This is a genomic window from Xenorhabdus santafensis (genome assembly GCF_033949405.1).
Taxonomy (GTDB): Bacteria; Pseudomonadota; Gammaproteobacteria; order Enterobacterales; family Enterobacteriaceae; genus Xenorhabdus; species Xenorhabdus santafensis.
Map to the genome: position 1 here is coordinate 1 of NZ_VCDN01000071.1, position 25,564 is coordinate 25,564.

The following is a 25,564-nucleotide window of genomic DNA, read 5'->3' on the forward strand; positions in this document are numbered from 1 at the left end:
AGTCCCGTCCGCACCGCCACCTTATTTCATTGAAAAGCCTCGAGAGAAATCTCGGGGCTTTTTGCTATTTAAAGATTTTTAACTTAACGCTTTTCACCTAACCGCTTTTTATCTAATTCCATATAGCAAGCAATTGTGCCTTAATGGTCTTTTTTGCTATTCATATTCCTGATAAGCGTTCTGTGAATGGAAGCCATCCATATTGGCTCAGAAAGCATTCACGCTCAGTTTTGCTACCTTGATAGTATATGAGGGCGCTCAGTAGCGTCTGACTTGGCTTCAAAGGCAATATATACCCCTCTATTTTTGGTTGAACTGACTAATTTAGCAACAACAAAAACCTCTGGGCGGATATTGGATGTGCAAATCTTTATTTTGCCTGTGAGACATATATCAGCGTAGTTGTAGCCAGATAAGTGAGTTTTATAATCACTATCAAAAACCATAGTAATTTTTATTGATTCTGTGTTTGAAATATATATTGTTATCAATAGAGTGCGTAATAATTTCTTTTTATATTAGTTCGATTAATGATAGAAATTAAAACTAATTGGTGAGAGATGTATTTTATTTTTTTAGATTCTGATTTTATATTTCTATAATGCTATTTTTTAGTGATGAATAGTATAAGTTCTATATATAAAAATATTTAGATTAAACCCATTTATCATATTTTCTGCTTATCTGTGATTACATGTAAGTGAATGAATTATCGGGTTTAAAATGCCATTAATGTAAATAATTCTCAATCTCTAACTTTAAAATAAAGAATACAGTAACCCTTGAAGTATTTTATAGTAATGATAGTCAATAAGTTGTTCTATTTTTTTCATTAATTGAGAATAACACACTATTTTTATTCATTTTTTAGCCCCAAAAAAAGTTATGTTGCTGAAATTTTGATTATATTAATCAACTATTGTTGTTTTTATTACTATTGGTTATATGAATGTTTTATGTCAGCGATATACTATTCTATGATAACTTGGTTTTTTTGTGCTCAATAGATTGAAATCAATGATGGGTATGTCATATTGGTAAAATTGAATGAGGGAAAACGTATGGCGGAGGTAAGATTGGCAATAAGAAGCTATGCGAAGAAGCTGTACGAAAGAAAACTTGTAAGTAAGAAGAGAACAAAAAAGAATTATGCCATGCGGTACGTTGCAGGTCAGCCCGTAGAGCAAGTTTTCCCTACTTCTAGGCAATTATTAGAGCAGTCAGCATTGCCGCATGGAGAGCCGATTTTTGCCAGTAATAATGAATTTACTATCGCCATTTGGAACATATACAAACAACAGCGCCCACTTTGGCAAAATGTTCTGACTTCCTTAATTGGAAAGAGTGATCTTGTTTTGCTGCAAGAAGCACAAACAACCCCTGAGTTATTAAAATTTATAACAAACAGCGGGTTAATGGCAGATCAAGTTCCTGCATTTGCTATTCCTCAGCACCCATCGGGCGTAATGACTCTGGCCTCATCTTCACCCATTTATTGTTGCCCACTTCGTGAGAAGGAACCGATACTCAGGTTATCCAAATCATCATTAATCACGATTTATTCATTACCGGATGGGCGCCAATTAATGGTAATCAACGTGCATGCGGTTAACTTTAGTCTTGGTGTTGATGTTTACAGTAGGCAATTAGATAACATCGGAGCTCATATAAAATTGCACGATGGCCCGGTGATTTTTGCCGGAGATTTTAACGCATGGAGCCGCCAGAGATTAAAAGTGCTGGAACGTTTTGTATATCGCATGCAATTGAAAGAAGTCCATTTCAACGATGATCATCGGACAATTGTGTTTGGTAAGCCTTTGGATTTTGTTTTTTATCGGGGGATCACTGTTTCACATGCCTCGGTTTTAATGACAGGCGCTTCTGATCATAACCCGTTGATTGTCAGATTTTCTTTATAAGAATAGAAATAAAAAAGGGTGGCGAGAAAATTATTCATTTGAGGATAAAGATTCGCCGGTGTTTTACCGGCGAATTTTCAAACATGATTGGCTAAGGCAATCTATCTATGTGCGATAACTTTTTTCACACCATAAGCCAAAGTGAGAACAACAACCCAGCCTATTCCCACATACAGGGCATCCCTCGTCTGTTCAAAATAGCCCAATAACACGATGATGCTGGCCATAAAGGCAATGGTAATAGCAGGTGCAATTGGCCACATTGGGATTGGGAACTTCAGCGTCTTGGTTTCTTCAGCACTCATTTGGCGGCGCATGGCAACATGTGATATTAAGATCATCAACCATACCCAGACAGTCGCAAATGTAGCCACAGATGCAATAATAATAAAAATCTTCTTAGGCATCAGGTAATTAAAAACTGCACCGAGTAACAGAACGCACATCATGACCAGAACAGTCATCCAAGGCACACCATTGCTGGTGAGTTTTCTGAATGATTTTGGTGCTTGTCCTTCTTGGGCCATACCGTACATCATTCGTCCGGCACCAAAGATATCGCTGTTGATGGCGGAAATGGCGGCGGTAATCACGACGATATTCAAGATATTTGCAGCTGAATTAATTCCCAGATTAGAGAAAATTTGTACAAATGGGCTTCCATCCTGACCTATCTGATTCCATGGATAGATACACATCAAAATGCACAGAGTCAGGACATAAAAGATCAAGATGCGGAATGGGACTGCATTGATCGCCTTAGGGATCGTTTTTTCTGGATTTTTCGCTTCACTGGCCGTGATACCAATCACTTCTATACCACCGAATGCGAACATAACGATCGCGAGCGACGCTATAATCCCACTGACGCCGTTTGGCATAAAGCCGCCATGTTCCCATAAATTGGACAGGCCGGTCGCATGCTCAGTTGCCTGCCCAAAGCCATAAAACATAATGGCAAACCCGCCAATAATCATGGCGATAATGGCACTCACTTTAACAATCGAAAGCCAGAATTCCATTTCACCGAAAAATTTCACATGACAAAGATTCAAGGCACCGATAAGGCATACAATGCTCAGAACCCAAATCCATTGTTCGACATCCGGGAACCAGAGTTTCATATACATGCCGAATGCAGTAATATCAGCCAAGCAAACAAACAGCATTTCAAGCACGTAAATCCAACCGGTCAGGAACCCGGCCAAAGGCCCCAGATAATGGCTGGCATATTGTGAGAAAGAACCGGAAACTGGATGGTGAACGGCCATTTCGCCAAGTGCTCTCATCACAATAAATACGGCAGCACCGCCGATTAAATAGGCCAACAATACCGCGGGGCCAGCTTGTTGAATTGCTGCTGCTGAGCCATAAAACAGCCCCGTGCCTATGGCAGAGCCTAAAGCCATAAAGCGAATATGCCGTACGCTTAGGCCCTGTTTAAGCTGATTTTCATTATTTCGCATTCGTTATTCCCATCTATCCTTTCATGCCAGAGAGTATTTCGGGCATACAATGCTCTGCCTGGCGCGAGGTGCCAGAAAAAGCAACCCCGTACCATACCACAAAGAAGGATGTCCGCGGGATAGATATCTGTAATAATACGGGCAGTTTAGTAAAACCAGAGTTTTTTTATGATTTACCCAATAAATGAAATCTTTCAAACTTTACAGGGAGAAGGGGTGTTTACCGGTGTTCCTTCGGTTTTCATTCGCTTACAAGGATGTCCGGTAGGTTGCAGTTGGTGCGATACCAAGCATACGTGGGAAAAAGAGGCTGATAAACAGCAGCCGATGGAAAATATCATCCTGAAGTCACAGGATAGTGATATGTGGGGAGTGGCTACCGCGCAGCAACTACTTAATTTATTCGCCCGGCAGGGCTACAGTGCTCGCCATGTTGTGATTACAGGTGGAGAGCCGTGCTTGTATGATTTACGTCCTTTGACTGAGCTATTTGAAAATGAAGGTTATAACTGTCAAATAGAGACAAGTGGAACACATGCTATTTTGTGTTCTGACAAAACATGGGTAACTGTTTCGCCAAAAGTGAAAATGCGGGGGGGATTCAAGGTCTTGCCTGAGGCCATGAAACGGGCGGATGAAATCAAACATCCGGTGGGAAGGGCGCGCGATATTGAAGCATTGGATGAATTACTAACGATGCTTGATGGAAATCCTACCCCAATCGTTGCCTTGCAGCCGATCAGCCAGAAAGAAGACGCTACCCGCCTGTGCATCGAAACGTGCATTGCCCGCAACTGGCGTTTTTCGATGCAGACTCATAAATACTTAAATATCGCTTAAAGTTCATTCAGCACCAAGTTTTGGTGCTGAACCCTTATTTACCACGATAGACACAACCTGCATTACATGTTTCTTTGACCATGACTGAACTCAGTTGAGGCAATACCGGTTTTGATTTTTCCCAGATCCACTTTGCCAGAACTTCGCTGGTTGGGTTTTCCAGTCCTGGAATTTCATTGAGGTAGTGGTGATCAAGCTGCTCCCAAATGGGCTTGAATGCGGTTTTTACATCGGAAAAATCCATAATCCATCCTGTCAGAGGATCTACCTCTCCGGTAATTTCCAGGCGAACCATAAACGAATGTCCATGCAGGCGCCCACATTTATGTCCTTCGGGAACATGTGGCAAGCGATGTGCGGCTTCAAATTGGAAGTCTTTAAAGATAGTTGTACTCATGGTGCTTTTCTCTGATTTCAAAAAGTCGGCTATTCTACCTGAACTTTGTGCGCTTAACGTGATTTTTCTGGAGGAAGAGTGTGCAATATTTAACAACTTTATCGATATATTAAATCTGTAAACAAAGTTAGGCGTTTTAGTTATGAGATATTGCGATCCTGTCTTTAAGTACTCCGCTTATTCTAAGATAACCTGATACCTAATTTTCATGCCCATGATTATTACACCTATTTGGCTACTACTCGATTAAATCAAAATCAAGCGCCTCATTTGTGGTGTTGACGGCATGGATACTGGCTACAGCAGCAAAAGGCAACGAATATGACAGTAAAACCACCCTCAACTTCATTATTACCGGTTTCTCCTGAACAACTTTCACGTTTGCAGTCAGCAACTAGTGATTTTTCCTCTCATCAGTTAGCTTGGTTGTCTGGCTATTTTTGGGGCGTCGTCAATCATCAACCACAAGTTGAGCTGAATACGCCCGCAGCACCTGCACAAGAAACAGTTACCTTACTCTCTGCTTCGCAAACAGGTAACGCCCGCCGTTTGGCGGAACAGCTCAGAGACTCATTACTGGCTGCCAATCTCAGTGTGAATTTGGTTAATTCGGGTGATTATAAGTTTAAGCAAATTTCTCAAGAGAAGATATTGATTATTGTGGCTTCGACGCAAGGTGAAGGTGAACCAGCCGAAGAAGCGGTAGCACTCTATAAATACCTCTATTCGAAAAAAGCGCCATCAATGAAAGAAACCTCTTATGCCGTATTTGGGCTGGGAGATACATCGTACGAAAATTTTTGCCAGGCAGGGAAAGATTTTGACAATCGTTTGAGCGAGTTAGGTGCCAAACGTTTATTGGATCGCGTCGATGCAGATGTGGAATATCAAGAACAGGCCGACCAATGGCGGCAGAAAATCACGGATATCTTGAAGGAGCGTTTGCCAGCACAAACAACACTCGCAGCCTCTCCCGCCGTTTCAGCGGCGCAATTAAGTGCAGCGAATGAGAGTTTGTCATATACCAAAGAAGCGCCCCTGACCGCGTCATTGCTGGTGAACCAAAAAATCACGGGACGTGGTTCAGACAAAGATGTCCGTCATATTGAAATTGATTTGGGTGATTCTGCCTTGAGTTACCAACCAGGGGACTCACTTGGTGTCTGGTTTGAAAACGATCCCGCTTTAGTGGATGAATTAATCACTCTACTTTGGCTGGAAGGAACTGAGCAAGTGACTGTTAATGGCAACGCGCTTTCATTGCGTGATGCACTGACAAGCCATACAGAGTTGACTCAAAACACCGCAGTTATTGTTGAAAAATGTGCAACCTTGTCAAAAGATCAAAAACTTTTGGCGCTAGTGGCTGATAAACCGGCATTGCAAAAATACGCTGAGCAAACCCCTATCGTCGATATGATCAGGCAAATAGCCTTGCATCCGGATGCCCAACAATTTATTGATTTATTGCGCCCATTGACACCGCGCCTCTACTCCATTTCTTCCTCACAGTCTGAAGTTGAAAACGAAGTTCACATTACTGTCGGCGTGGTTCGTTATGAGATTGAAGGCCGAGCTCGTACTGGTGGTGCCTCAGGTTATCTGGCAGATCGATTGCAGGAAGATGACAACATCCGGGTTTTCATTGAACCGAATAACAACTTCCGCTTGCCTGCTGATCCAAATGCCCCCGTGATTATGATTGGGCCGGGAACGGGAATTGCCCCATTCCGGGCGTTTTTACAACATCGTGACAATCAGGGCGCTGAAGGCAAGAACTGGTTGTTTTTTGGTAATCCACATTTTGTCGAAGATTTTCTTTATCAGGTTGAATTCCAGCGTTATGTGAAAGACGGCTTATTGACCCGCTTTGATATGGCATGGTCGCGTGATCAGCCACAAAAAGTGTACGTACAGGACAAATTGCAGGAGCAGGGCGCTGAAATTTGGCGCTGGATCCAGGATGGCGCGCATTTGTACGTTTGCGGTGATGCTAACCGTATGGCAAAAGACGTAGAGCAGACACTGCTGGACATTATTTCACAACAAGGCGGCATGGATGCTGAACAAGCTGATGAATTCTTGAGTGAATTGCGCCTTGAGCGCCGCTACCAAAGAGATGTGTACTAATATGAGCAATGTGAACAATGATGAAAAGCAAGGCCCTTTGGTTGTTGAAGGCAAACTTGCAGACAGCGAACGCATGAAATTGGACAGCAATTACCTGCGTGGAACAATCAGTGAAGATCTAAAAAATGGGCTGACAGGTGGCTTTGAGGGCGACAACTTCTTACTCATTCGCTTTCACGGCATGTATCAACAAGATGATCGTGACATCAGGGCGGAGCGGGTAGAACAAAAACTCGAACCTCGCCATGCCATGATGCTGCGTTGTCGTCTGCCGGGGGGCATTATTGCACCCGAACAATGGTTGGGCATTGATAGATTTGCGACAGAAAATACCCTGTACGGCAGTATTCGGTTAACTAACCGGCAAACATTTCAATTTCACGGCATTTTGAAAAATAATGTCAAACCGGCTCATCAACTATTGGCGTATATGGGATTGGACTCATTGGCAACCGCGAATGATGTTAATCGTAATGTGTTGTGTACATCCAATCCGGTGCAATCAGTTTTACATCAACAAGCGTATGAATGGGCGAAAAAAATATCAGAACATCTGCTGCCGCGCACTAATGCCTATGCTGAGATTTGGCTGGATAAAGAAAAAATCGCAACAACGGACGAAGAACCTATTCTTGGTGCAACGTACTTGCCGCGTAAATTCAAAACATCGGTCGTTATTCCTCCTCAAAATGATGTGGATTTACATGCCAATGACCTGAATTTTGTAGCTATTGCAGAAGGCGACCAATTAATCGGCTTTAACGTGCTGGTGGGTGGTGGATTAGCCATGACTCATGGGGACAAGAAAACTTTCCCGCGGCTGGCAAGTGAACTTGGTTTTATTGGTTTAGAACATACATTGGCAATAGCGGAAGCGGTGGTCACAACGCAACGCGATTGGGGTAACCGAACCGAACGCAAAAACGCCAAAACCAAATATACCCTTGAACGAGTCGGTGTTGACACGTTCAAACAAGAAGTTGAAAAACGTGCCGGAATAGCATTTGAGGCGATTCGTCCCTATGAATTTACCAGCCGTGGTGATCAAATCGGCTGGTTAAAAGGTATTGACGATAAATGGCACCTGACTCTGTTCATTGAAAATGGGCGTCTGCTGGATTATCCCGGCAAGCCGTTAAAAACAGGGATTGCAGAAATCGCAAAAATCCACTCAGGAGATTTTCGTCTGACCGCCAACCAAAATTTAATCGTGGCGGGGATCCCTGAAAGTGAAAAAGCACGTATCGAAGAAATCGCCAAATCCCATGGCTTAATTGATGATAGCGTGACAAATTTGCGTCATAACTCGATGGCTTGCGTCTCATTTCCTACCTGCCCGCTGGCGATGGCTGAAGCTGAACGTTTCCTGCCAACCTTCGTTGATCATGTTGATGCATTAATGGCAAAACATGGCATTAGCGACGAAAAGATTATATTGCGTGTTACAGGCTGCCCGAATGGATGTGGCAGGGCAATGCTGGCAGAAATCGGGCTGGTGGGTAAAGCCCTTGATCGCTACAACCTGCATTTGGGGGGCAACGATATCGGCACTCGCATTCCCCGCATGTATCGAGAAAATATCACCTCAGCAGAGATCCTTGAAATACTGGATGAATTAATCGGTCGATGGGCATTGGAACGTCATGCGAATGAAAGTTTCGGCGACTACGTTATCCGGGCTGATATTATCAAGCCAGTATTAAATTCAGCCATCGATTTTTATGATTGGCAGGAGATAGCATGAGTCAGTTGAATTTATCGGAATTGGCAGCGTTGGCACCAGAGCAGCAAACTGAAGCACTGGCTGGCATCAATCAGCAATTGGAGTTGATGGAAGCTGGCGAACGCGTGGCTTGGGCGTTGGAACACTTACCCGGCGAATTTGTTCTCTCTTCCAGCTTTGGTATTCAGGCAGCAGTTTGTTTGCATCTTGTGACACAGCAATACCCAGATATTCCTGTGATCCTCACGGATACAGGATATCTGTTTCCTGAAACCTACCAATTTATTGATAAATTGACTGAGCAACTCAAACTAAACTTGAAAATCTTTCGCTCAGACTACTCCCCGACTTGGCAGGAAGCGCGCTATGGCAAATTATGGGAGCAAGGCGTAGAAGGGATTGAACGTTATAATCGGATCAATAAGGTTGAACCAATGAACCGGGCATTGAAAACGTTGCAAGCGCAAAGCTGGTTTGCGGGATTGCGCCGTCAGCAATCGGCAAGCCGGGCCAACTTACCTGTATTGGCAATCCAGCGGGGCGTTTTCAAGATCCTGCCAATTATTGACTGGAATAACCAGCGCATACATCAATATTTGACGCAGCACGGCCTTGAATATCATCCATTGTGGGAGCAAGGCTACCTTTCTGTTGGGGACACCCATACAACCCAGAAGTGGGAGCCGGGAATGAGTGAAGAGCAAACCCGCTTTTTTGGCTTAAAACGGGAATGTGGTTTGCACGAAAATTAACACGATAATTTAATGAATATCACGGTTAATAATATGTTTTATCGGGCCGGGCTTCCTAAACAGGAGCCCGGCTTTTTTTATCTTGAATATTTTTCGTGACTTGTTCTGCCATTGACTAAAAAGATTCGGCTTATACGATTCAGAAACAAGTAATTACTTTTTGTCATTTCATAACCTGATCGCGGACTCATATATTTAACCTTTAGTTGTCATAATAATAAGAGCTTATCGAGCTCTAGCACTGGATGATCTGCCATCGTGGACTACTTACCCTTATTTGTTCAGCTCAAAGCCCGCTCTGTCTTGCTGGTGGGAGGAGGCGAAATTGCTTCCCGCAAAGCCAGTCTACTGCTACGTGCCGGGGCTGCGTTAACGATTGTTGCGCCTGAATTACATGATGAACTTCAACAGCGTTATCAAAAAGCAGAATTTAAGTGGTTACAAGGCGCGTTTAAATCAGAATATCTCGATGGCGTATTTTTGGTCGTTGCAGCAACTGATGATCACAGCCTTAATCAGCATATTTACGAGGAAGCCAATAACCGGGCTGTATTAGTTAATATTGTCGATAACCAACCACTTTGCTCCGCAATTTTCCCATCAATCATTGATCGTTCCCCTGTCATCGTCGCAATCTCATCGGCGGGAACCTCGCCGGTATTAACAAGGTTACTGAGAGAAAAGCTGGAATCATTGCTTTCATTTCACCTTGGGACAATGGCAAAAATTGCAGGAAACTGGCGTGAGCGAGTAAAACAGCGTTTTTCTTCTATACGCCAGCGGCGCTATTTTTGGGAGAAAGCATTCAATGGACGCTTTGCCACACTGATTGCCAACGGGCAATTACAACAAGCAGAAGAACAACTCGAACAACAATTGTCTGAAAGCCCTGCACAAGGCGAGCTGGCGCTGGTGGGAGCAGGGCCAGGGGATCCGGGGTTGCTGACCTTAAAAGGGCTGCAAGTTATTCAGCAAGCAGATGTTGTGCTTTATGACCATCTGGTCAGTGCCGAAATTCTAGAATTAGTGCGTCGGGATGCCGATAAAATCTGTGTTGGCAAAAGGGCAGGAAATCATTCTGTCTCACAAGAAGAAACCAATGCACTCATCATTAAGCTGGCGAATCAAGGGAAAAAAGTCGTTCGCCTGAAAGGTGGCGATCCCTTTATTTTTGGCCGTGGTGGCGAAGAGCTGCAAATTGCCGCTGCTGCGGGTATACCTTTTCAGGTTGTGCCCGGCATTACAGCCGCGATAGGGGCGACGGCTTATGCCGGTATTCCGCTGACCCACAGAGAACATTCACAAAGCGTCACTTTTATCACAGGACATTGCCGTGAAAATGGCAATGAATTGGATTGGCCTGCATTAGCTCAGGGGAATCAAACTCTGGCCATTTACATGGGAACGATAAAAGCAGGCTTGATAAGCCAGAAACTGATTTCACATGGCCGGGACGCCAATACTCCCGTTGCGGTAATTGGCCGTGGTACCCGCCCGGATCAGCAAGTATTGACCGGAACTTTATCCGAACTGGATAAATTGGCACAGGAAGCCCCCTCTCCGGCATTACTTGTTGTGGGAGAAGTGGCCCAACTCCATCACCAGATAGCATGGTTCGGACAGCAGTCTGTCGCCCAAAGCGCCTTGAGCACCTCGGAAAAAACACCTGCTCACCTATATCACTCTGCTGTTATTGATATCGAATAAGGAACAGACAATGGACGAAAAAAGATTAACACACCTACAGCAGCTTGAGGCTGAAAGCATTCATATTATCCGGGAAGTCGCGGCTGAATTTGCTAACCCCGTGATGCTTTACTCGATTGGCAAAGATTCCTCTGTGATGTTGCACCTTGCACGCAAGGCATTCTACCCCGGAAAACTGCCTTTTCCTTTATTGCACGTGGATACTGGCTGGAAATTTCAGGATATGTACGACTTTCGTGATCGTACAGCGGAAAAATATGGTTTTGAGTTGTTGGTTCACCGCAATCCAGAGGGGGAATCTCTGGGTATCAATCCTTTTATTCATGGCAGTGCAAAGCACACTGACATCATGAAAACGGAGGGTTTGAAACAGGCACTGGATAAATATGGTTTTGATGCTGCATTTGGTGGTGCGCGGCGTGATGAAGAAAAATCACGGGCGAAAGAGCGTATCTACTCATTCCGTGACCGTTCACATCGGTGGGACCCCAAAAACCAGCGCCCGGAACTTTGGCGCAACTATAACGGCCAGATTAACAAAGGGGAAAGTATCCGCGTATTCCCCTTGTCCAACTGGACTGAACTGGATATCTGGCAATATATCTATCTGGAACAGATAGATATCGTTCCCCTCTATTTCGCTAAACTTCGTCCGGTGATCCAACGTGAAGGAACGTTGATCATGGTCGACGATGATCGCATCAATCTGCAACCCGGAGAAGTGATCAGCCAACGGCAGGTTCGTTTCAGAACCCTTGGCTGCTGGCCACTGACGGGAGCGGTGGAATCGACGGCAGAAACTTTGCCGGAAATTATAGAAGAAATGTTGATATCCACGAGCAGTGAACGACAAGGGCGCCTGATTGACAGCGATCAATCTGGTTCGATGGAGTTGAAAAAGCGTCAGGGTTATTTTTGAGGAGTTCAGATATGTCAGCCGTTGCACACAATGAAATCATTGCCAGCCAAATCAAACAGCAAGGTGGGGTCGAAGCCTACCTGCGGGCACAACAAGATAAGGGGCTTCTGCGTTTTTTAACCTGCGGCAGCGTGGATGATGGTAAAAGCACACTAATTGGCCGCCTTTTACATGACACCCGGCAAATTTATGAAGATCAACTTGCGGTATTGCAAAGCGATAGCAAGCGGATTGGCACTCAAGGAGAAAAACTGGATTTGGCGTTATTGGTGGATGGGTTAGCTGCAGAGCGGGAACAAGGTATCACCATTGATGTGGCATACCGTTATTTTTCCACGGAAAAACGTAAATTCATTATTGCTGATACGCCGGGGCACGAACAATATACGCGTAATATGGCAACCGGGGCTTCGACCAGTGATCTCGCCATTTTATTGATAGATGCGCGAAAAGGCGTTCAAGAGCAAACGCGTCGGCACAGTTTTATCAGCACATTGCTCGGGATCAACCATCTGGTTGTGGCCGTGAATAAAATGGATTTGATTGAATACCGGCAAGATAGATTTGAACAAATCAAACAAGATTATCTGGATTTTGCGGCGCAATTACCTTTTGAGCTAAACATTTATTTCGTTCCAATTTCAGCATTGGAGGGAGACAACATTGTTAGCCGAAGCGAAAAAATGGCATGGCACACAGGGCAAACCTTATTGGAGATCCTGGAGTCTGCGGACGTACAAACGAAATTGGCAGAGCAGCAACTGCGTTTTCCGGTGCAATATGTTAATCGCCCTGATCTTGATTTTCGTGGGTACAGCGGCACATTATCGTCGGGCATTTTAAAGCCGGGGCAGAAAGTCAAAGTCATGCCATCTGGCGCAATTTCATCAGTGGAAAGGATCGTTACTTTTGATGGTGAACGTTCATTTGCCGTGCCCGGAGAAGCGATTACCGTGGTATTAAAAGATGAAATTGATATTAGCCGTGGTGATCTGATCATTGCCGCTGAAGATGAAATGATTGCGGCTCGTCATGCCTTGGTTGATGTTGTCTGGATGTCAGAACGGCCGATGATTCAGGGGCAAAGTTTAGATATCAAAGTGGCAGGGAAAAAGAGCCGGGGGAAAGTCGATAATATCCAGTATCAGGTGGATATCAACACCTTAACGCAAAGAGTTGCGTCTGAACTGCCATTGAACTCGATTGGGCTGGTGGAATTTTCATTTGATGAGCCTTTGTTGCTCGATAATTACGTTCGGAATGCCGATATCGGGGGCATTATCCTCATTGATCGCCTGACAAATGTAACAGTAGGGGCAGGCTTAGTACGTGAAATCCACACTGACGTTTATCACGAATCCGCAGAATACAGCGACTTCGAATTGGAATTTAACCGATTGGTTCGGCGTCACTTCCCGCATTGGGGCGCGCGTGATTTGATGGGGGGAAAATAAGTGTCCAGAGGCAAAGTTTCGGTATCCCCGAACATCGTTTGGCACTCACACTCCCTTAGCAGGGCACAGCGTGAAGCGGTGAATGGCCACCCGGCATTAGTTATTTGGTTCACGGGATTATCTGGCTCTGGAAAATCCACGCTGGCGGGAGCGCTGGAACAAGCCTTGTTTTCACAAGGGATTAAAACTTATTTATTGGATGGTGATAACTTACGTCATGGCCTGTGCAATGATTTGGGCTTTTCTGAATCCGATCGGCGGGAAAACATCCGGCGGGTCGGAGAGGTTTCAAAACTGATGATTGATGCCGGGCTGGTTGTACTGACTGCATTTATTTCCCCCAATAGAGCAGAGCGGCAAAAAGTACGTGAATTGATGCAAGCAGGGCAGTTTATTGAAGTGCATGTTGATACACCATTAGCAGTGTGCGAAACCCGTGATCCTAAGGGGTTGTATAAAAAAGCGAGGGCGGGAGAGATACTTAACTTTACGGGCATCGACGCCGCTTATGAACCACCTGAACAACCCGAGGTTTATCTGGACGGCTCACAACCCGTCGGAGCATTAATCAATAAGCTACTGTTTACCCTGAAAAACAACGATATCCTGCCTATCTGACCCCTTTCTTCATACAAATCTTGTGAAACACATTATTATTGAAAGTGGAATAATGTGTTCCATGAGGTTTTATTACCATGTCTGGTGAACGTGAGTGGCGTCATGCCTTCAGTTGTGGGATGATTAGCGGGTTTTCAGGGGGGGAAATGGGCAAATTAACGCTACTATTACTGGTTCTACTTGGCTGGTTGCAGTATTCACTGTGGTTCGGCAAAAATGGCATTCACGATTATGTGCGGGTTAAGTCTGAGGTCGATAAGCAAGAGATCGACAACTTAAAACTTAAAGCGCGCAATGACCAGTTATTTGCTGAAATTAAAGATCTGAAAGGTGGGCAGGAAGCAATAGAAGAGCGCGCCCGCAATGAATTGGGCATGATTAAGCCGGGAGAGTCTTTTTATCGGATGGTGCCCGATGCGTCGAAACAAAACGCGCAGCAACCGTTAAATCAAAGCGAACCTTAAATCTGGGGAAAATCTGGCTCCGGGTAATTCGCCTATAAAAATAGACTGTGCATAAAAACGTTTTACTCAGAAAAGCATTACCCACAATATAATTTGTTCATCAAAATAACCTATGAATTAAAATAGCAAATAAATCAAAAATGAATAATTCAATACTTCATTCTTCCGCTGATATTTCTCCTGCTGATAGCGCCACAATAAAAACGCCAACTAATACTAAAATAGTGGCCCTAATCCCCGCTGCGGGGATTGGCAGCCGAATGAAATCAGATTGCCCAAAGCAGTATCTTGAGGTTGCCGGAAAAACCATCCTTGAACACACCTTGGCGGCATTGCTTGAGCACCCGCGTATTCAAGACATCATTGTTGCTCTCAACCCTGCTGATACCCAGTTCGCACAATTGGATATCGCGTCAGATCCTCGGATCACCACCGTAATCGGTGGTGAAGAACGCGCTGATTCCGTTTTGGCTGGATTGAATTATCTCGCCGGCCAGCCGACAGACAGAAAAATCTGGGTCTTGGTGCATGATGCCGCCCGCCCTTGTCTTCATCATGATGATCTTGACAACTTGCTGCGCCTCATGGGGCAAAACGAAAAGTATCCTGAAATATGTGGTGGATTGCTGGCATCACCTGTCAGAGACACGATGAAGCGGATGGCATCGCCATCAGAAGCAGGTTTGCCCGTCATTGCCCATACCGTTGAACGCAACGGGCTTTGGCATGCGTTGACTCCTCAATTATTTCCGCTGCCACTCCTGCGTGATTGCCTGATTAAGTCACTGGCGGAACAAGCCTGTATCACTGACGAAGCTTCGGCACTGGAGTATTGTGGTTATCGTCCGGTATTAATTCATGGGCGGGCAGACAATATTAAAGTTACTCAACCTGAAGATCTGGCATTGGCTGAATTTTACTTATCCCGAAAACTTAAGGAACCCACAATATGAGAATAGGGCATGGTTTTGATGTGCATAAATTTGGCGGAGAAGGGCCATTGGTCATTGGAGGTGTCCGCATTCCTTATGAGCAAGGATTAATTGCTCATTCAGACGGTGACGTAGCTTTGCATGCAGCAACGGATGCGCTATTGGGAGCGGCTGCACTGGGAGACATTGGCAAACTGTTTCCCGATACCGATCCGGCTTTTAAAGGCGCAGACAGCCGAGAACTATTGAAAGAAGCTTATCGCCGCATTCGGGCAAAGGGTTATCGGCTCGGGAATTTAGATATCACCATTATTGCACAGGCGCCCAAAATGCTGCCTCATATTCCCCAGATGCGCGTCAATCTGGCAGAAGATCTGGAATGCCATATTGATGATATTAATGTGAAAGCGACAACCACAGAAAAATTAGGGTTTGTTGGTCGTAAAGAAGGTATTGCCTGCGAAGCGGTTGCTGTGTTGGTCAAGGAATAAGTATGACATTGAGTGAATTGCATTGGCTGTATGGCCGCCCGGAAGCAACAGGGGTGGTTAAATCTTCACCAGAAGATTTTATTGTCCGTGAAGATTTAGGATTTTCCCCAGATGGGGAAGGTGAACATTTGATGGTACATATCCGTAAAACGGGATGTAACACCCAATTTGTCGCAGATAACCTTGCCCGTTTTGCCAAAATTCCAGCTCGCTCCGTGAGTTATGCAGGATTAAAAGATCGCAATGCAGTCACGGAGCAATGGTTTTGCCTGCATTTACCGGGAAAACAAGATCCGGATTTAGCCGCATTTCAACTTGAAGGTTGTGAAGTACTGGCAACTTCCCGCCAAAAACGTAAATTGCGAATTGGTGCGTTGAAAGGTAACGATTTTACTCTGGTGTTGAGAGAAATTTCTGATCGGCCATCGGTGGAAAAACGCTTGCAGCAGATATTGCAGGGTGGTGTTCCAAATTACTTTGGTGAACAACGTTTCGGGCGCGGCGGGCAAAATCTGGTTCAGGCACAGCGTTGGGCAGAGAATGAAATTCAGGTCAAGGAGCGTAGCCGCCGTAGTTTTTACCTCTCTGCTTGCCGCAGTGCCATGTTCAATGCTATTGCCAGTATCCGTATTGAACAAGATGAACATCAGCAGGTAAAAAATGGTGACGCTTTGCAATTAACCGGACGTGGTAGCTGGTTTGTGGCGGATGAATCTGAATTAACCGTCTTGCAGCAGCGAGTCATCGATGGTGAATTACAGATAACGGCACCTCTACCGGGTGACAAAGCCTTGGGAACCCAACATCAAGCGCTGGCTTTTGAAGAACAATGCCTGCAAGGGTATGAATCACTCTGGGGATTGGTAAAGCGCGAGCGCGTAGACAGCGCACGCCGGGCAATGTTGGTGAAGCCATTGAACCTGAATTGGGAATGGCGGGATGAACAAACTGTCTGCCTCCACTTTTCCCTTCCGGCTGGCAGTTTTGCAACCAGCGTTGTCAGGGAATTGGTCAATCAAGACCAAAATCGTGCTGCGGATATTTCAGAATAACGATTCAGTTGATATCACAGTGTAGTCACCGAGGCTACACTGTCTTGCATTCTAGCTCGCATTGTTCATTTATTTATGAGGTTGCTATGAACGAAAAGTCAGTGCTTCATATTCTGTGTGGAAAAATAGCTTCAGGAAAATCCACGCTTTCCGCAAAACTTGCCCAACAACCAATGACAATTGTCATTAGTGAAGATAGCTGGCTATCGCCTCTTTATGGCAATGAAATGAACACCGTGTCAGATTACGTCCATTATTCAGCAAAACTCAAAGATGCGATGAAGCCCCATCTGGTTGCCTTGCTGCAAGCCGGGATTTCAGTGGTTCTGGATTTTCCTGCCAACACGTTGGCCAATCGGCATTGGATGAAAGAAATTATAGATACTGCGGATGCAGATAACTGCCTTCATTTTCTTGATGTCCCTGATGATGTCTGCTTAGCGCGCTTACGTTTGCGTAACCAATCTGGAATACATGATTTTTCTACAACAGATGAACAATTCGAATTAATTACCCGCTATTTCGTCGCTCCTCAGGAAGAAGAGGGGTTTAATATTGTTTTGCATCGTTAGCAAAAAGCATAGCCACAGTTTATATCCAATGGCATCCCTGAATACAGCCAACAAAACTGCAACTTGAAAGGCAAAGGGGATAAACCGCAAAGCACTCTACAAAACTGGTGGGGTCATGCTAAGATCAAACAATTTTCTGGTGGTTTTAATCTTGTTCGATATACCCAAACAAGCCAGCCACATTAGCCCACCAGATAAAACCGACAGGACTGGGCCTCTGGGACAATATACAAGGCCAATTACCGTTTTAAATTATGTTTTACTTAATTGAATCAATGAGATAATTAAATGCTGCGGATATTGTTGAGTAATGATGATGGTGTTACCGCACCGGGTATTCAAACCCTGGCGGCTGCATTGCGTAAACACTATCAAGTTCAGGTCGTTGCACCTGATCGTAACCGTAGCGGCGCATCAAATGCCTTAACGCTGGATCGTCCTTTGCGCATTAATACACTGAGCAATGGTGATATTTCTGTTCAAGAAGGCACGCCGACGGATTGTGTTTATTTGGGCGTGAATCAGCTGGTTCACCCTCGTCCTGATATTGTTGTTTCAGGCATCAACTGTGGCCCTAATCTTGGTGATGACGTGATTTACTCTGGCACGGTTGCTGCGGCTATGGAAGGGCGTCATTTAGGCTTGCCGGCACTGGCTGTATCCCTGAATGGTGACAAACATTATGCAACAGCCGCGGAAATCACGGTACGGTTGTTGACCCTGTTGCAAAAATTCCCGCTGAGAGCCGGTAATACGCTGAATATCAACGTGCCAGATGTTCCGGTTGAACAGATTAAAGGATTTCGGGTAACACGGTGTGGTTGCCGTAGTGCGGCTGACAAAGTATATGTTCAGGAAGATCCGAAGGGGAATATGCTTTATTGGATTGGCCCTCCCGGTGAAAAAAATGATGCGGGGCCTGAAACAGATTTTGCTGCGGTAGACGAAGGATTTGTTTCCATCACGCCGTTGCATGTTGATCTGACGGCCTATAAAGCACATAAACTGATGGAAGAGTGGTTGGCAAAGGTCGGGGATATTGAGGAATGCTGAGCCGGGCCATAAAAGATTTGCTGGCGCAATTGCGCCAGCAAGGGATACATAACGAGCAACTGTTAGACGTTATTGCCAAAGTGCCCAGAGAGAGCTTTGTGGATGAGGCTTTTGCGCATAAAGCGTATGAGAACACGGCGCTGCCTATCGGGCATGGGCAAACTATCTCCCAGCCGTATATTGTTGCCCGCATGACGGAGCTATTGAATTTAACGCCAGAATCCAAGGTATTGGAAATTGGGACTGGTTCTGGTTATCAGACAGCAATACTGGCTCATCTAGCCAAACACGTTTTCTCTGTGGAGCGCATTAAAAGTCTGCAATGGCAGGCCAAGCGAAGATTTAAGCAACTTGATCTGCACAATATCTCAACACGTCACGGTGATGGCTGGAATGGTTGGCCGTCAAAGGGGCTGTTTGATGCCATTATTGTCACTGCGGCGCCTCCTGAAATACCACAGGCTTTATTACATCAGCTTGCTGATGGGGGAGTTATGGTTTTGCCTGTCGGTGAGTATTCCCAGTCATTGAAAGTGGTACATCGCTATGGAAATGATTTTCATGGGGAAATTATAGAGTCCGTCCGTTTTGTTCCCTTAATTCAAGGCGACTTAGCATAATATATCGACTTTTTGAGACCATAATTTTAAATTGACTGTCCTTTTGCCTGAAATTAAGCAAAATATCTCGCATTAAATCTTTTGTGATTCTAAATTTCTTTATAAATCATCATTATTAGGACTTATATTTGCCTTTGCGGGAGAATGAGGTATGAACTTAGGAAACCCAATGAAAAAAATAAAGTGGATAATTATTAATAGTATTATAGGTACTGTGTTGGTTGGTTGTAGTAATGAGCCAAATCGTCCTGCTCCGATAGTAAGTATCGATAATCAGGGAAAAAACGGAAGAATGCTCTCCAGACCATCGCCTGTTTCTGCTTCTGTGCCATCACCGCCGGTGATAATTTCAAAAAATACAACATCAGACAATCATTCTGTAGAAAACCGTCCTCTAGTTAATTCTGCTGACTCAACAACACTCCATATGGGAAAAATTAACTATAACCGTAACTACGAAAGCATCCCGAAAGGAAGCTACAGCGGGAGTACTTACACGGTTAAACACGGGGATACATTATTTTACATTGCTTGGATTACAGGCAATGACTTTCGTGATCTGGCTCGCAAAAATAATATTTCAGAACCTTATGGTTTAAATGTTGGTCAGATCCTGCAAATGGATAATGTAAACTCCAAGAATGGTGTATTAATAGCATCAAATAGCACCCAATCTAAAATTAAGCAGGTTGATTTTCAAAAAATTAATGCGTATCCTGCAAATATTGATAGACCTAGCTCCGGAAAAATGTTGTCAAAATCAACTATTTCTGATAGCGAAAGTGCCGCTTCGAAATCATCTACAGCGACAACTATGGGTGTAAATAGTGCTGGTTTTGGCGCTATTAATAGCTGGAGATGGCCTGCGGAAGGAAAGATTCTTGAGGGCTTCTCTGATTCTCAAGGTGGAAATAAAGGCATTGATATTGCGGGCACCCGTGGCCAACCCGTATTTTCAACTGCCAGTGGAAAAGTAGTTTATGCTGGAAATGCGTTACGCGGATATGGAAATCTAATTATTATAAAACATAACGACGACTACCTGAGCGCTTATGCCCACAATGACACTATGTTAGTGAGTGAGCAGCAAGACGTCCAAGCGGGGCAAAAAATTGCCACCATGGGTAGTACCGGAACAAGTTCCGTGAGATTGCATTTTGAAATTCGCTACAAGGGAAAATCCGTAAACCCGCTGCGATATCTTTCGCAGCGATAAACCGGGGCAGGATCTGAAATTCCTGCCCGCATTATCATGGGTAGGAGCAGCTGATGAGCCAAAGTACGCTTAAAGTTAATGAGTTGTATGATGATGCGGATTTAGACGAAAATAGCATGGAAGCTAATGACTTTGATGAAGCGTTGCTGAAAGATGGGGATGATGTAACCAGCCTGGATGAAGATCTGGAGTTGTTGCAAGGTGTAAACCAAAGAGTGCTTGATGCAACACAGCTTTATCTGGGGGAGATAGGTTTTTCTCCCCTGCTGACAGCTGAGGAAGAGGTTCTTTTTGCTAGACGAGCACTGCGTGGGGATATTGCTGCGCGCCAACGTATGATTGAAAGTAACTTACGTTTGGTGGTTAAAATATCTCGCCGATATAGCAATCGTGGATTGGCGCTGCTTGATCTGATTGAAGAAGGGAACCTTGGGCTTATTCGTGCGGTGGAAAAATTTGATCCTGAAAGAGGTTTTCGTTTTTCTACATATGCGACATGGTGGATCCGCCAAACAATTGAGCGTGCCATTATGAACCAGACTCGCACAATTCGTCTGCCTATTCACATAGTCAAAGAATTGAATGTCTATTTACGTACTGCAAGAGAACTGGCACACAAATTGGATCATGAACCAAGTGTCGAAGAGATTGCGGAAAAACTGGATAAACCAGTTGAAGATGTTAGCCGTATGATGCGGCTTAACGAACGCATTACTTCTGTCGATACTCCAATTAGTGGGGATTCAGATAAAGCATTATTGGATATTTTATCTGATGAAAACGATACTGGGCCGGAAACAACCATTCAAGATGACGATATGAAACAAAGCATCGTGAAATGGCTGTTTGAACTGAATGCGAAACAGCGTGAAGTTTTGGCGCGTCGTTTCGGTTTACTTGGGTATGAAGCCGAAACATTGGAAGATGTTGGGCGAGAAATAGGATTGACAAGGGAAAGAGTTCGTCAAATTCAAGTGGAAGGGTTGCGTCGTCTCAGAGACATATTGCATACCCAAGGCTTGAATTTAGAATCATTATTCCGTACATGATTATTAGTACTTAATTCTAAAGAAAGTAGTCTATTAGGTAGTAATTAAAGTAGTAATTTAAAGGTGGGCTTAGTTAGCCCGCCTTTTATTTTATTATTAACTTATTTGTCTTTTAATGACTATTCTATTTTTCAATTCGTTTTATTTATATTAAGAAAATTCCTGTTGCTATTAATACCACTATGCAGGAATGCCACTATGAAATTTAAAATCCTTGTCAGGAGACTGGATCAATTCTGCTTCAATCCGGCCGAAATAGCTCACTCGCTGTGAAATATCTTCTTTAGATATGGATTGAGCAAGAGCCAAATAATCTTGATAGTGGCGAGCTTCTGAACGCAATAGAGAAATATAAAACTTACCTAAATCTTCATCCAGATGCGGAGCTAATTTGGCAAATCGTTCACATGAACGCGCTTCGATATAGGCACCAATAATCAGTTTATCAACCAGCGTATAAGGCTCATGGTTAGTAATATGCTGAAACAGGGATTTTGCATAGCGGCTGGCACTGATACTGTCATAGCCTATTCCCCTGGCATCCATGATTTCCAGCACCTGATAAAAATGGTGCAATTCTTCCTTAATCAACAACACCATTTTATCGATCAGATCTTGGCTGTACGGTGAATTTGCCCGGGCAGTGATTTGCTTGGTGACGTGGTTTTTGCCTTTCAGTGAGTGGATATCACCAATTTTTTTATAGGCAAAATCTTCATAAGGGCGAAACCAAGCCAGCAAAGTATCGGCGCTTTTGGGATCAACGGCATATTTGCGAATCAAGAACATTGCACTTTGCGCGGCTTTTAATTCGCACAGGAGATGATCGCGCAGCAAAACCGGCAGGTTTTCAGGCTGCCGGGCTTTTTCTACCCATTGTTCGGGCGTTTTGCATTGTAGAAATTGATAAATAGGTGCCAACAGGTTGGGATCAACCGACATCATTTCCCCCGCACATAACTATGTCCATAACCTCATCGTCCATAACTACTTCATCCATAACTACATTGCCCATAACTACACCATATCCTTCAGGCGATAAATCCAGTCCAAGGCTTGGCGTGGTGTCAATGTATCCGGATTCAAGTTTTCCAGAGCCTCAACTGCCGGGGAGGTATCTTCCGTTAACAGTGTTAATTGCGGTGTATCGACATGACTTGCTGTCGCATGGTTGGAAATTGATTCCAGCTCTTTGAGTTTTTGGCGTGCACGCTTAATCACATCCCGGGGAACGCCCGCCAAAGATGCAACGGCCAAACCATAGCTCTTGCTTGCCGCACCTTCCTGCACATTGTGCATAAAAGCAATGGTATCTCCGTGTTCAACTGCATCCAGATGAATGTTAACAACACCTTCCAGCTTTTCCGGTAGGGTTGTCAGTTCAAAGTAGTGGGTCGCAAACAAGGTCATCGCCTTGATTCGGTTAGCTAAATTCTCGGCACAGGCCCAGGCAAGGGACAGGCCATCATAAGTTGATGTACCGCGGCCGATTTCATCCATCAAGACCAGACTATATTCGGTCGCGTTGTGCAGAATATTGGCGGTTTCGGTCATTTCCACCATAAACGTAGAGCGCCCTGAGGCCAAATCATCGGATGCCCCGACACGGGTGAAGATACGATCAACCGGGCCTATGACGGCACTGTCAGCAGGAACAAAACTCCCGATATAGGCCAGTAGCGTAATCAACGCCGCTTGGCGCATATAGGTACTTTTACCGCCCATATTGGGGCCGGTGATAATCAGCAAACGGCGCTGTGACGAGAGCGTCAGCGGGTTAGAAATGAACGGTTCACTCAATACTTGCTCAACAACCGGATGGCGGCCACCAGTGATTTGAATACCGATTTTATCCGTCAGTGTCGGGCAAGTGTAATTCAGGGTTTCAGCACGTTCGGCCAAGTTTGCCAGTACATCCACTTCAGCCAATGCTTCGGCACTGGTTTGCAAATCCGCCAGATGTGGCAGCAGCAAATCAAATAATTCCTCATACAAGGCTTTTTCAATCGCCAGCGCCTTGCCTTTGGAAGTCAGAACCTTATCTTCATACTCTTTTAATTCAGGAATGATGTAACGTTCTGCGTTTTTCAGTGTCTGGCGGCGAACATAATGGATCGGGGCTAAATGGCTTTGCCCGCGGCTGATTTGGATATAGTAACCATGTACAGCATTGAAGCCTACTTTCAGGGTATCAATGCCGTATTTTTCACGCTCGCGGATCTCCAACCGATCCAGATAATCACTGGCTCCATCAGCCAATGCCCGCCACTCATCCAATTCGGCATTATAGCCTGTCGCAATCACGCCACCATCACGTACCAGAACAGGAGGAGTCTCGACAACCGCGTTTTCTAACAGGGTCTGCAATTCATCAAAATTCCCTATGCGTTGTTGTAGCGTTTTAATATAAGGGAAATCGGATGATGCCATGATCTGATGAATATCAGGGAGTTGTTGGAACGCATGGCGCATTCTGGCCAGATCACGGGGACGTGCAGAACGCAGGGCAAGACGTGCAAGAACGCGTTCCAGATCGCCAACCTGACGCAAAAAAGGCTGTAATTCATAGCCGATTTCTTGTAATGCGGAAATAGCCTGTTGGCGGTTTTCCAAAATACCTTTATTGCGAATGGGGGAGTGTAACCAGCGTTTCAGCATACGGCTGCCCATAGGGGTCACACACTGATCGAGGACTGAAGCCAGCGTATTCTCTATGCCACCAGACAGGTTTTGCGTGATTTCCAGATTACGGCGGGTTGCGGCATCCATGATGACCGTTTCCTGCTGAGAATCTAGGGTTATACTGCGAATATGGGGCAGGGAAGTGCGTTGGGTATCTTTTACATATTGCAGCAAACAGCCTGCTGCGCGCAGGGCAAGCGTTGATTTTTCTACCCCGAAGCCAATCAGGTCGCGGGTGCCAAATTGCAAATTCAGTTGTTGCTTGGCGGTATCCAGCTCAAATTCCCACATCGGGCGGCGGCGCAGCCCGTGACAGCGCTCAATCAGTGCCATGGGCCCGAAAGTTTCAGGGTAGAGCAATTCTGCTGGGCGGGTGCGTTGCAGCTCGGCGGCAACGGTATCTTCGTCAGCCATTTCAACAACGCGGAAACGACCGGAAGTAATATCCAGTGTGGCATAACCGAAACCCTGACTGTCATGCCAGATAGCGGCCAGAAGATTATCCTGCCGTTCTTGCAGCAGAGCTTCATCGGTTACCGTACCGGGAGTCACAATACGTACGACTTTTCGCTCAACCGGGCCTTTACTTGTCGCAGGATCACCAACTTGTTCACACAGTGCCGCAGATTCACCAAGCTGTACCAGTTTTGCCAAATAGTTTTCAATGGCGTGATAAGGCACGCCCGCCATAGGAATAGGCTGACCTGCCGATTGCCCGCGTTTGGTCAGGGAAATATCCAATAATTTCGCGGCCTTTTTGGCATCGTCGTAGAACAACTCATAAAAATCACCCATCCGATAAAGCAGCAGAATATCTGGATGCTGCGCTTTCAGGCGCAGATACTGTTGCATCATGGGAGTATGGCTATCTATATCCTTTGCTGGGGATTCTTTCATATTGATTTGATTCAAATTTATTATTCCTGTTGACTCAGTTGGGCCACGACGCTCAGCCAACCCATCTAAATGACAAAACTTAAATATAATCAGCTAAGGATGGAACGTTAGTGAACCTCATTCTGGACAAAAGCACGATCCGCAACCTTAGTGAAGGTACTATCTTACTTAGCGAAAGCACTATCTTATCACTGATAATCAGTGTGATTCATCTGTGGATTAGATTAGGAGGATTTGGTCGGTAGGTTATCAGGATTACTCGCAGGAATGTATCAGATTTTTTCACTATTCCGCAGGATTGCGAAGAGGCTCGAGTTAATCCTTTTTCTGCTCTTTTAGTTTTTTCATTTATTGGGCTGGAGTGAATGACTCAATAATTTCTGGTGATAGTGATTAGTCTTGGTTGCTTGGGCTGATTGTGAAGTATCCATCCTCATTTTTAGCAGGTATTTTTTGCTGAAGTTTTGTTTTTGACACAATTTATTGGTCTGTAAAACGTAATAACTATGAATAATTAGCATAAATGGTGTCTTGAATTGTTCACAAATGCCAGTGCATTATTAAAAAGGAACCTACATATCTATACCCAATGAATTTCAAGTTGCATC

General features: G+C 44.8%; 22 protein-coding genes. 18 read left to right on the forward strand and 4 right to left on the reverse strand.

Annotation, left to right across the window (positions count from 1 at the left end; genetic code table 11):
• The first annotated feature begins 1,061 nt into the window (after positions 1 to 1,061).
• Entirely contained in the window at positions 1,062 to 1,922 is an 861-nt protein-coding gene (locus FE392_RS16200; RefSeq protein WP_319931246.1) for an endonuclease/exonuclease/phosphatase family protein, read from the forward strand.
• A gap of 101 nt (positions 1,923 to 2,023) precedes the next feature.
• Here the strand turns inward: FE392_RS16200 and FE392_RS16205 are convergent, their stop codons facing one another.
• Complete coding sequence (locus FE392_RS16205; RefSeq protein WP_319931247.1) at positions 2,024 to 3,388, reverse strand: amino acid permease; 1,365 nt, start codon at positions 3,386 to 3,388, stop codon at positions 2,024 to 2,026.
• A 168-nt stretch (positions 3,389 to 3,556) separates the two neighbouring features.
• Between FE392_RS16205 and queE the strand changes: the two genes are divergently transcribed.
• The gene (queE, locus tag FE392_RS16210) at positions 3,557 to 4,228 is read left to right on the forward strand and encodes a 7-carboxy-7-deazaguanine synthase QueE (protein ID WP_319931248.1); all 672 of its coding nucleotides are present in this window, start codon (positions 3,557 to 3,559) and stop codon (positions 4,226 to 4,228) included.
• 34 nt (positions 4,229 to 4,262) lie between these two features.
• Here the strand turns inward: queE and queD are convergent, their stop codons facing one another.
• The gene (gene queD / locus FE392_RS16215; protein WP_319931249.1) at positions 4,263 to 4,625 is read right to left on the reverse strand and encodes a 6-carboxytetrahydropterin synthase QueD; all 363 of its coding nucleotides are present in this window, start codon (positions 4,623 to 4,625) and stop codon (positions 4,263 to 4,265) included.
• Between the two features lie 321 nt (positions 4,626 to 4,946).
• Here queD and cysJ point away from each other — a divergent pair, with 321 nt between their 5' ends.
• From cysJ to rpoS, 16 genes are all read left to right on the forward strand, one after another.
• Positions 4,947 to 6,755: an NADPH-dependent assimilatory sulfite reductase flavoprotein subunit gene (gene cysJ / locus FE392_RS16220; protein ID WP_319931250.1), complete on the forward strand. Its 1,809-nt coding sequence runs from the start codon at positions 4,947 to 4,949 to the stop codon at positions 6,753 to 6,755.
• A 1-nt stretch (position 6,756) separates the two neighbouring features.
• Positions 6,757 to 8,499, forward strand: a complete 1,743-nt coding sequence (gene cysI / locus FE392_RS16225; protein ID WP_319931251.1) for an assimilatory sulfite reductase (NADPH) hemoprotein subunit — start codon at positions 6,757 to 6,759, stop codon at positions 8,497 to 8,499.
• Positions 8,496 to 9,230, forward strand: coding sequence for a phosphoadenylyl-sulfate reductase (locus tag FE392_RS16230; RefSeq protein WP_319931252.1), 735 nt, complete (start codon positions 8,496 to 8,498; stop codon positions 9,228 to 9,230). Before cysI ends, FE392_RS16230 begins: the two co-directional genes overlap by 4 nt.
• Before the next feature lie 258 nt (positions 9,231 to 9,488).
• Positions 9,489 to 10,937, forward strand: coding sequence for a siroheme synthase CysG (gene cysG / locus FE392_RS16235; RefSeq protein ID WP_319931253.1), 1,449 nt, complete (start codon positions 9,489 to 9,491; stop codon positions 10,935 to 10,937).
• 10 nt (positions 10,938 to 10,947) lie between these two features.
• The gene (gene cysD, locus FE392_RS16240) at positions 10,948 to 11,856 is read left to right on the forward strand and encodes a sulfate adenylyltransferase subunit CysD (RefSeq protein ID WP_319931254.1); all 909 of its coding nucleotides are present in this window, start codon (positions 10,948 to 10,950) and stop codon (positions 11,854 to 11,856) included.
• 11 nt (positions 11,857 to 11,867) lie between these two features.
• On the forward strand, positions 11,868 to 13,310 hold the full coding sequence (gene cysN, locus FE392_RS16245; protein WP_319931255.1) for a sulfate adenylyltransferase subunit CysN: 1,443 nt from the start codon (positions 11,868 to 11,870) through the stop codon (positions 13,308 to 13,310).
• Positions 13,311 to 13,928, forward strand: coding sequence for an adenylyl-sulfate kinase (gene cysC, locus FE392_RS16250; RefSeq protein ID WP_319931256.1), 618 nt, complete (start codon positions 13,311 to 13,313; stop codon positions 13,926 to 13,928).
• A gap of 146 nt (positions 13,929 to 14,074) precedes the next feature.
• Positions 14,075 to 14,392, forward strand: a complete 318-nt coding sequence (gene ftsB, locus FE392_RS16255; protein ID WP_319931265.1) for a cell division protein FtsB — start codon at positions 14,075 to 14,077, stop codon at positions 14,390 to 14,392.
• 140 nt (positions 14,393 to 14,532) lie between these two features.
• Positions 14,533 to 15,345 (forward strand): 2-C-methyl-D-erythritol 4-phosphate cytidylyltransferase, encoded by an 813-nt coding sequence (ispD, locus tag FE392_RS16260; RefSeq protein WP_319931257.1) that lies wholly within the window; start codon positions 14,533 to 14,535, stop codon positions 15,343 to 15,345.
• Complete coding sequence (ispF, locus tag FE392_RS16265; protein ID WP_319931258.1) at positions 15,342 to 15,815, forward strand: 2-C-methyl-D-erythritol 2,4-cyclodiphosphate synthase; 474 nt, start codon at positions 15,342 to 15,344, stop codon at positions 15,813 to 15,815. Before ispD ends, ispF begins: the two co-directional genes overlap by 4 nt.
• Before the next feature lie 2 nt (positions 15,816 to 15,817).
• Positions 15,818 to 16,867, forward strand: coding sequence for a tRNA pseudouridine(13) synthase TruD (gene truD / locus FE392_RS16270; RefSeq protein ID WP_319931259.1), 1,050 nt, complete (start codon positions 15,818 to 15,820; stop codon positions 16,865 to 16,867).
• 86 nt (positions 16,868 to 16,953) lie between these two features.
• A complete protein-coding gene (locus FE392_RS16275; protein ID WP_319931260.1) occupies positions 16,954 to 17,439 on the forward strand; it encodes a P-loop nucleotide/nucleoside kinase family protein in 486 nt (161 codons plus the stop codon).
• Positions 17,440 to 17,727: 288 nt separating this feature from the next.
• Positions 17,728 to 18,492: a 5'/3'-nucleotidase SurE gene (gene surE, locus FE392_RS16280; RefSeq protein ID WP_319931261.1), complete on the forward strand. Its 765-nt coding sequence runs from the start codon at positions 17,728 to 17,730 to the stop codon at positions 18,490 to 18,492.
• Entirely contained in the window at positions 18,486 to 19,112 is a 627-nt protein-coding gene (locus FE392_RS16285) for a protein-L-isoaspartate(D-aspartate) O-methyltransferase (RefSeq protein ID WP_319931262.1), read from the forward strand. Before surE ends, FE392_RS16285 begins: the two co-directional genes overlap by 7 nt.
• Before the next feature lie 151 nt (positions 19,113 to 19,263).
• Positions 19,264 to 20,328, forward strand: coding sequence for a murein hydrolase activator NlpD (gene nlpD, locus FE392_RS16290; protein ID WP_319931263.1), 1,065 nt, complete (start codon positions 19,264 to 19,266; stop codon positions 20,326 to 20,328).
• Between the two features lie 53 nt (positions 20,329 to 20,381).
• Positions 20,382 to 21,377 carry an RNA polymerase sigma factor RpoS gene (rpoS, locus tag FE392_RS16295; RefSeq protein ID WP_319931264.1) on the forward strand — a complete coding sequence of 332 codons (996 nt, stop codon included), beginning with the start codon at positions 20,382 to 20,384 and terminating at the stop codon, positions 21,375 to 21,377.
• 180 nt (positions 21,378 to 21,557) lie between these two features.
• Here the strand turns inward: rpoS and miaE are convergent, their stop codons facing one another.
• Positions 21,558 to 22,319, reverse strand: a complete 762-nt coding sequence (miaE, locus tag FE392_RS16300; protein WP_319931266.1) for a tRNA isopentenyl-2-thiomethyl-A-37 hydroxylase MiaE — start codon at positions 22,317 to 22,319, stop codon at positions 21,558 to 21,560.
• A gap of 75 nt (positions 22,320 to 22,394) precedes the next feature.
• Complete coding sequence (gene mutS / locus FE392_RS16305) at positions 22,395 to 24,956, reverse strand: DNA mismatch repair protein MutS (protein WP_319931267.1); 2,562 nt, start codon at positions 24,954 to 24,956, stop codon at positions 22,395 to 22,397.
• Positions 24,957 to 25,564 lie beyond the last annotated feature (608 nt).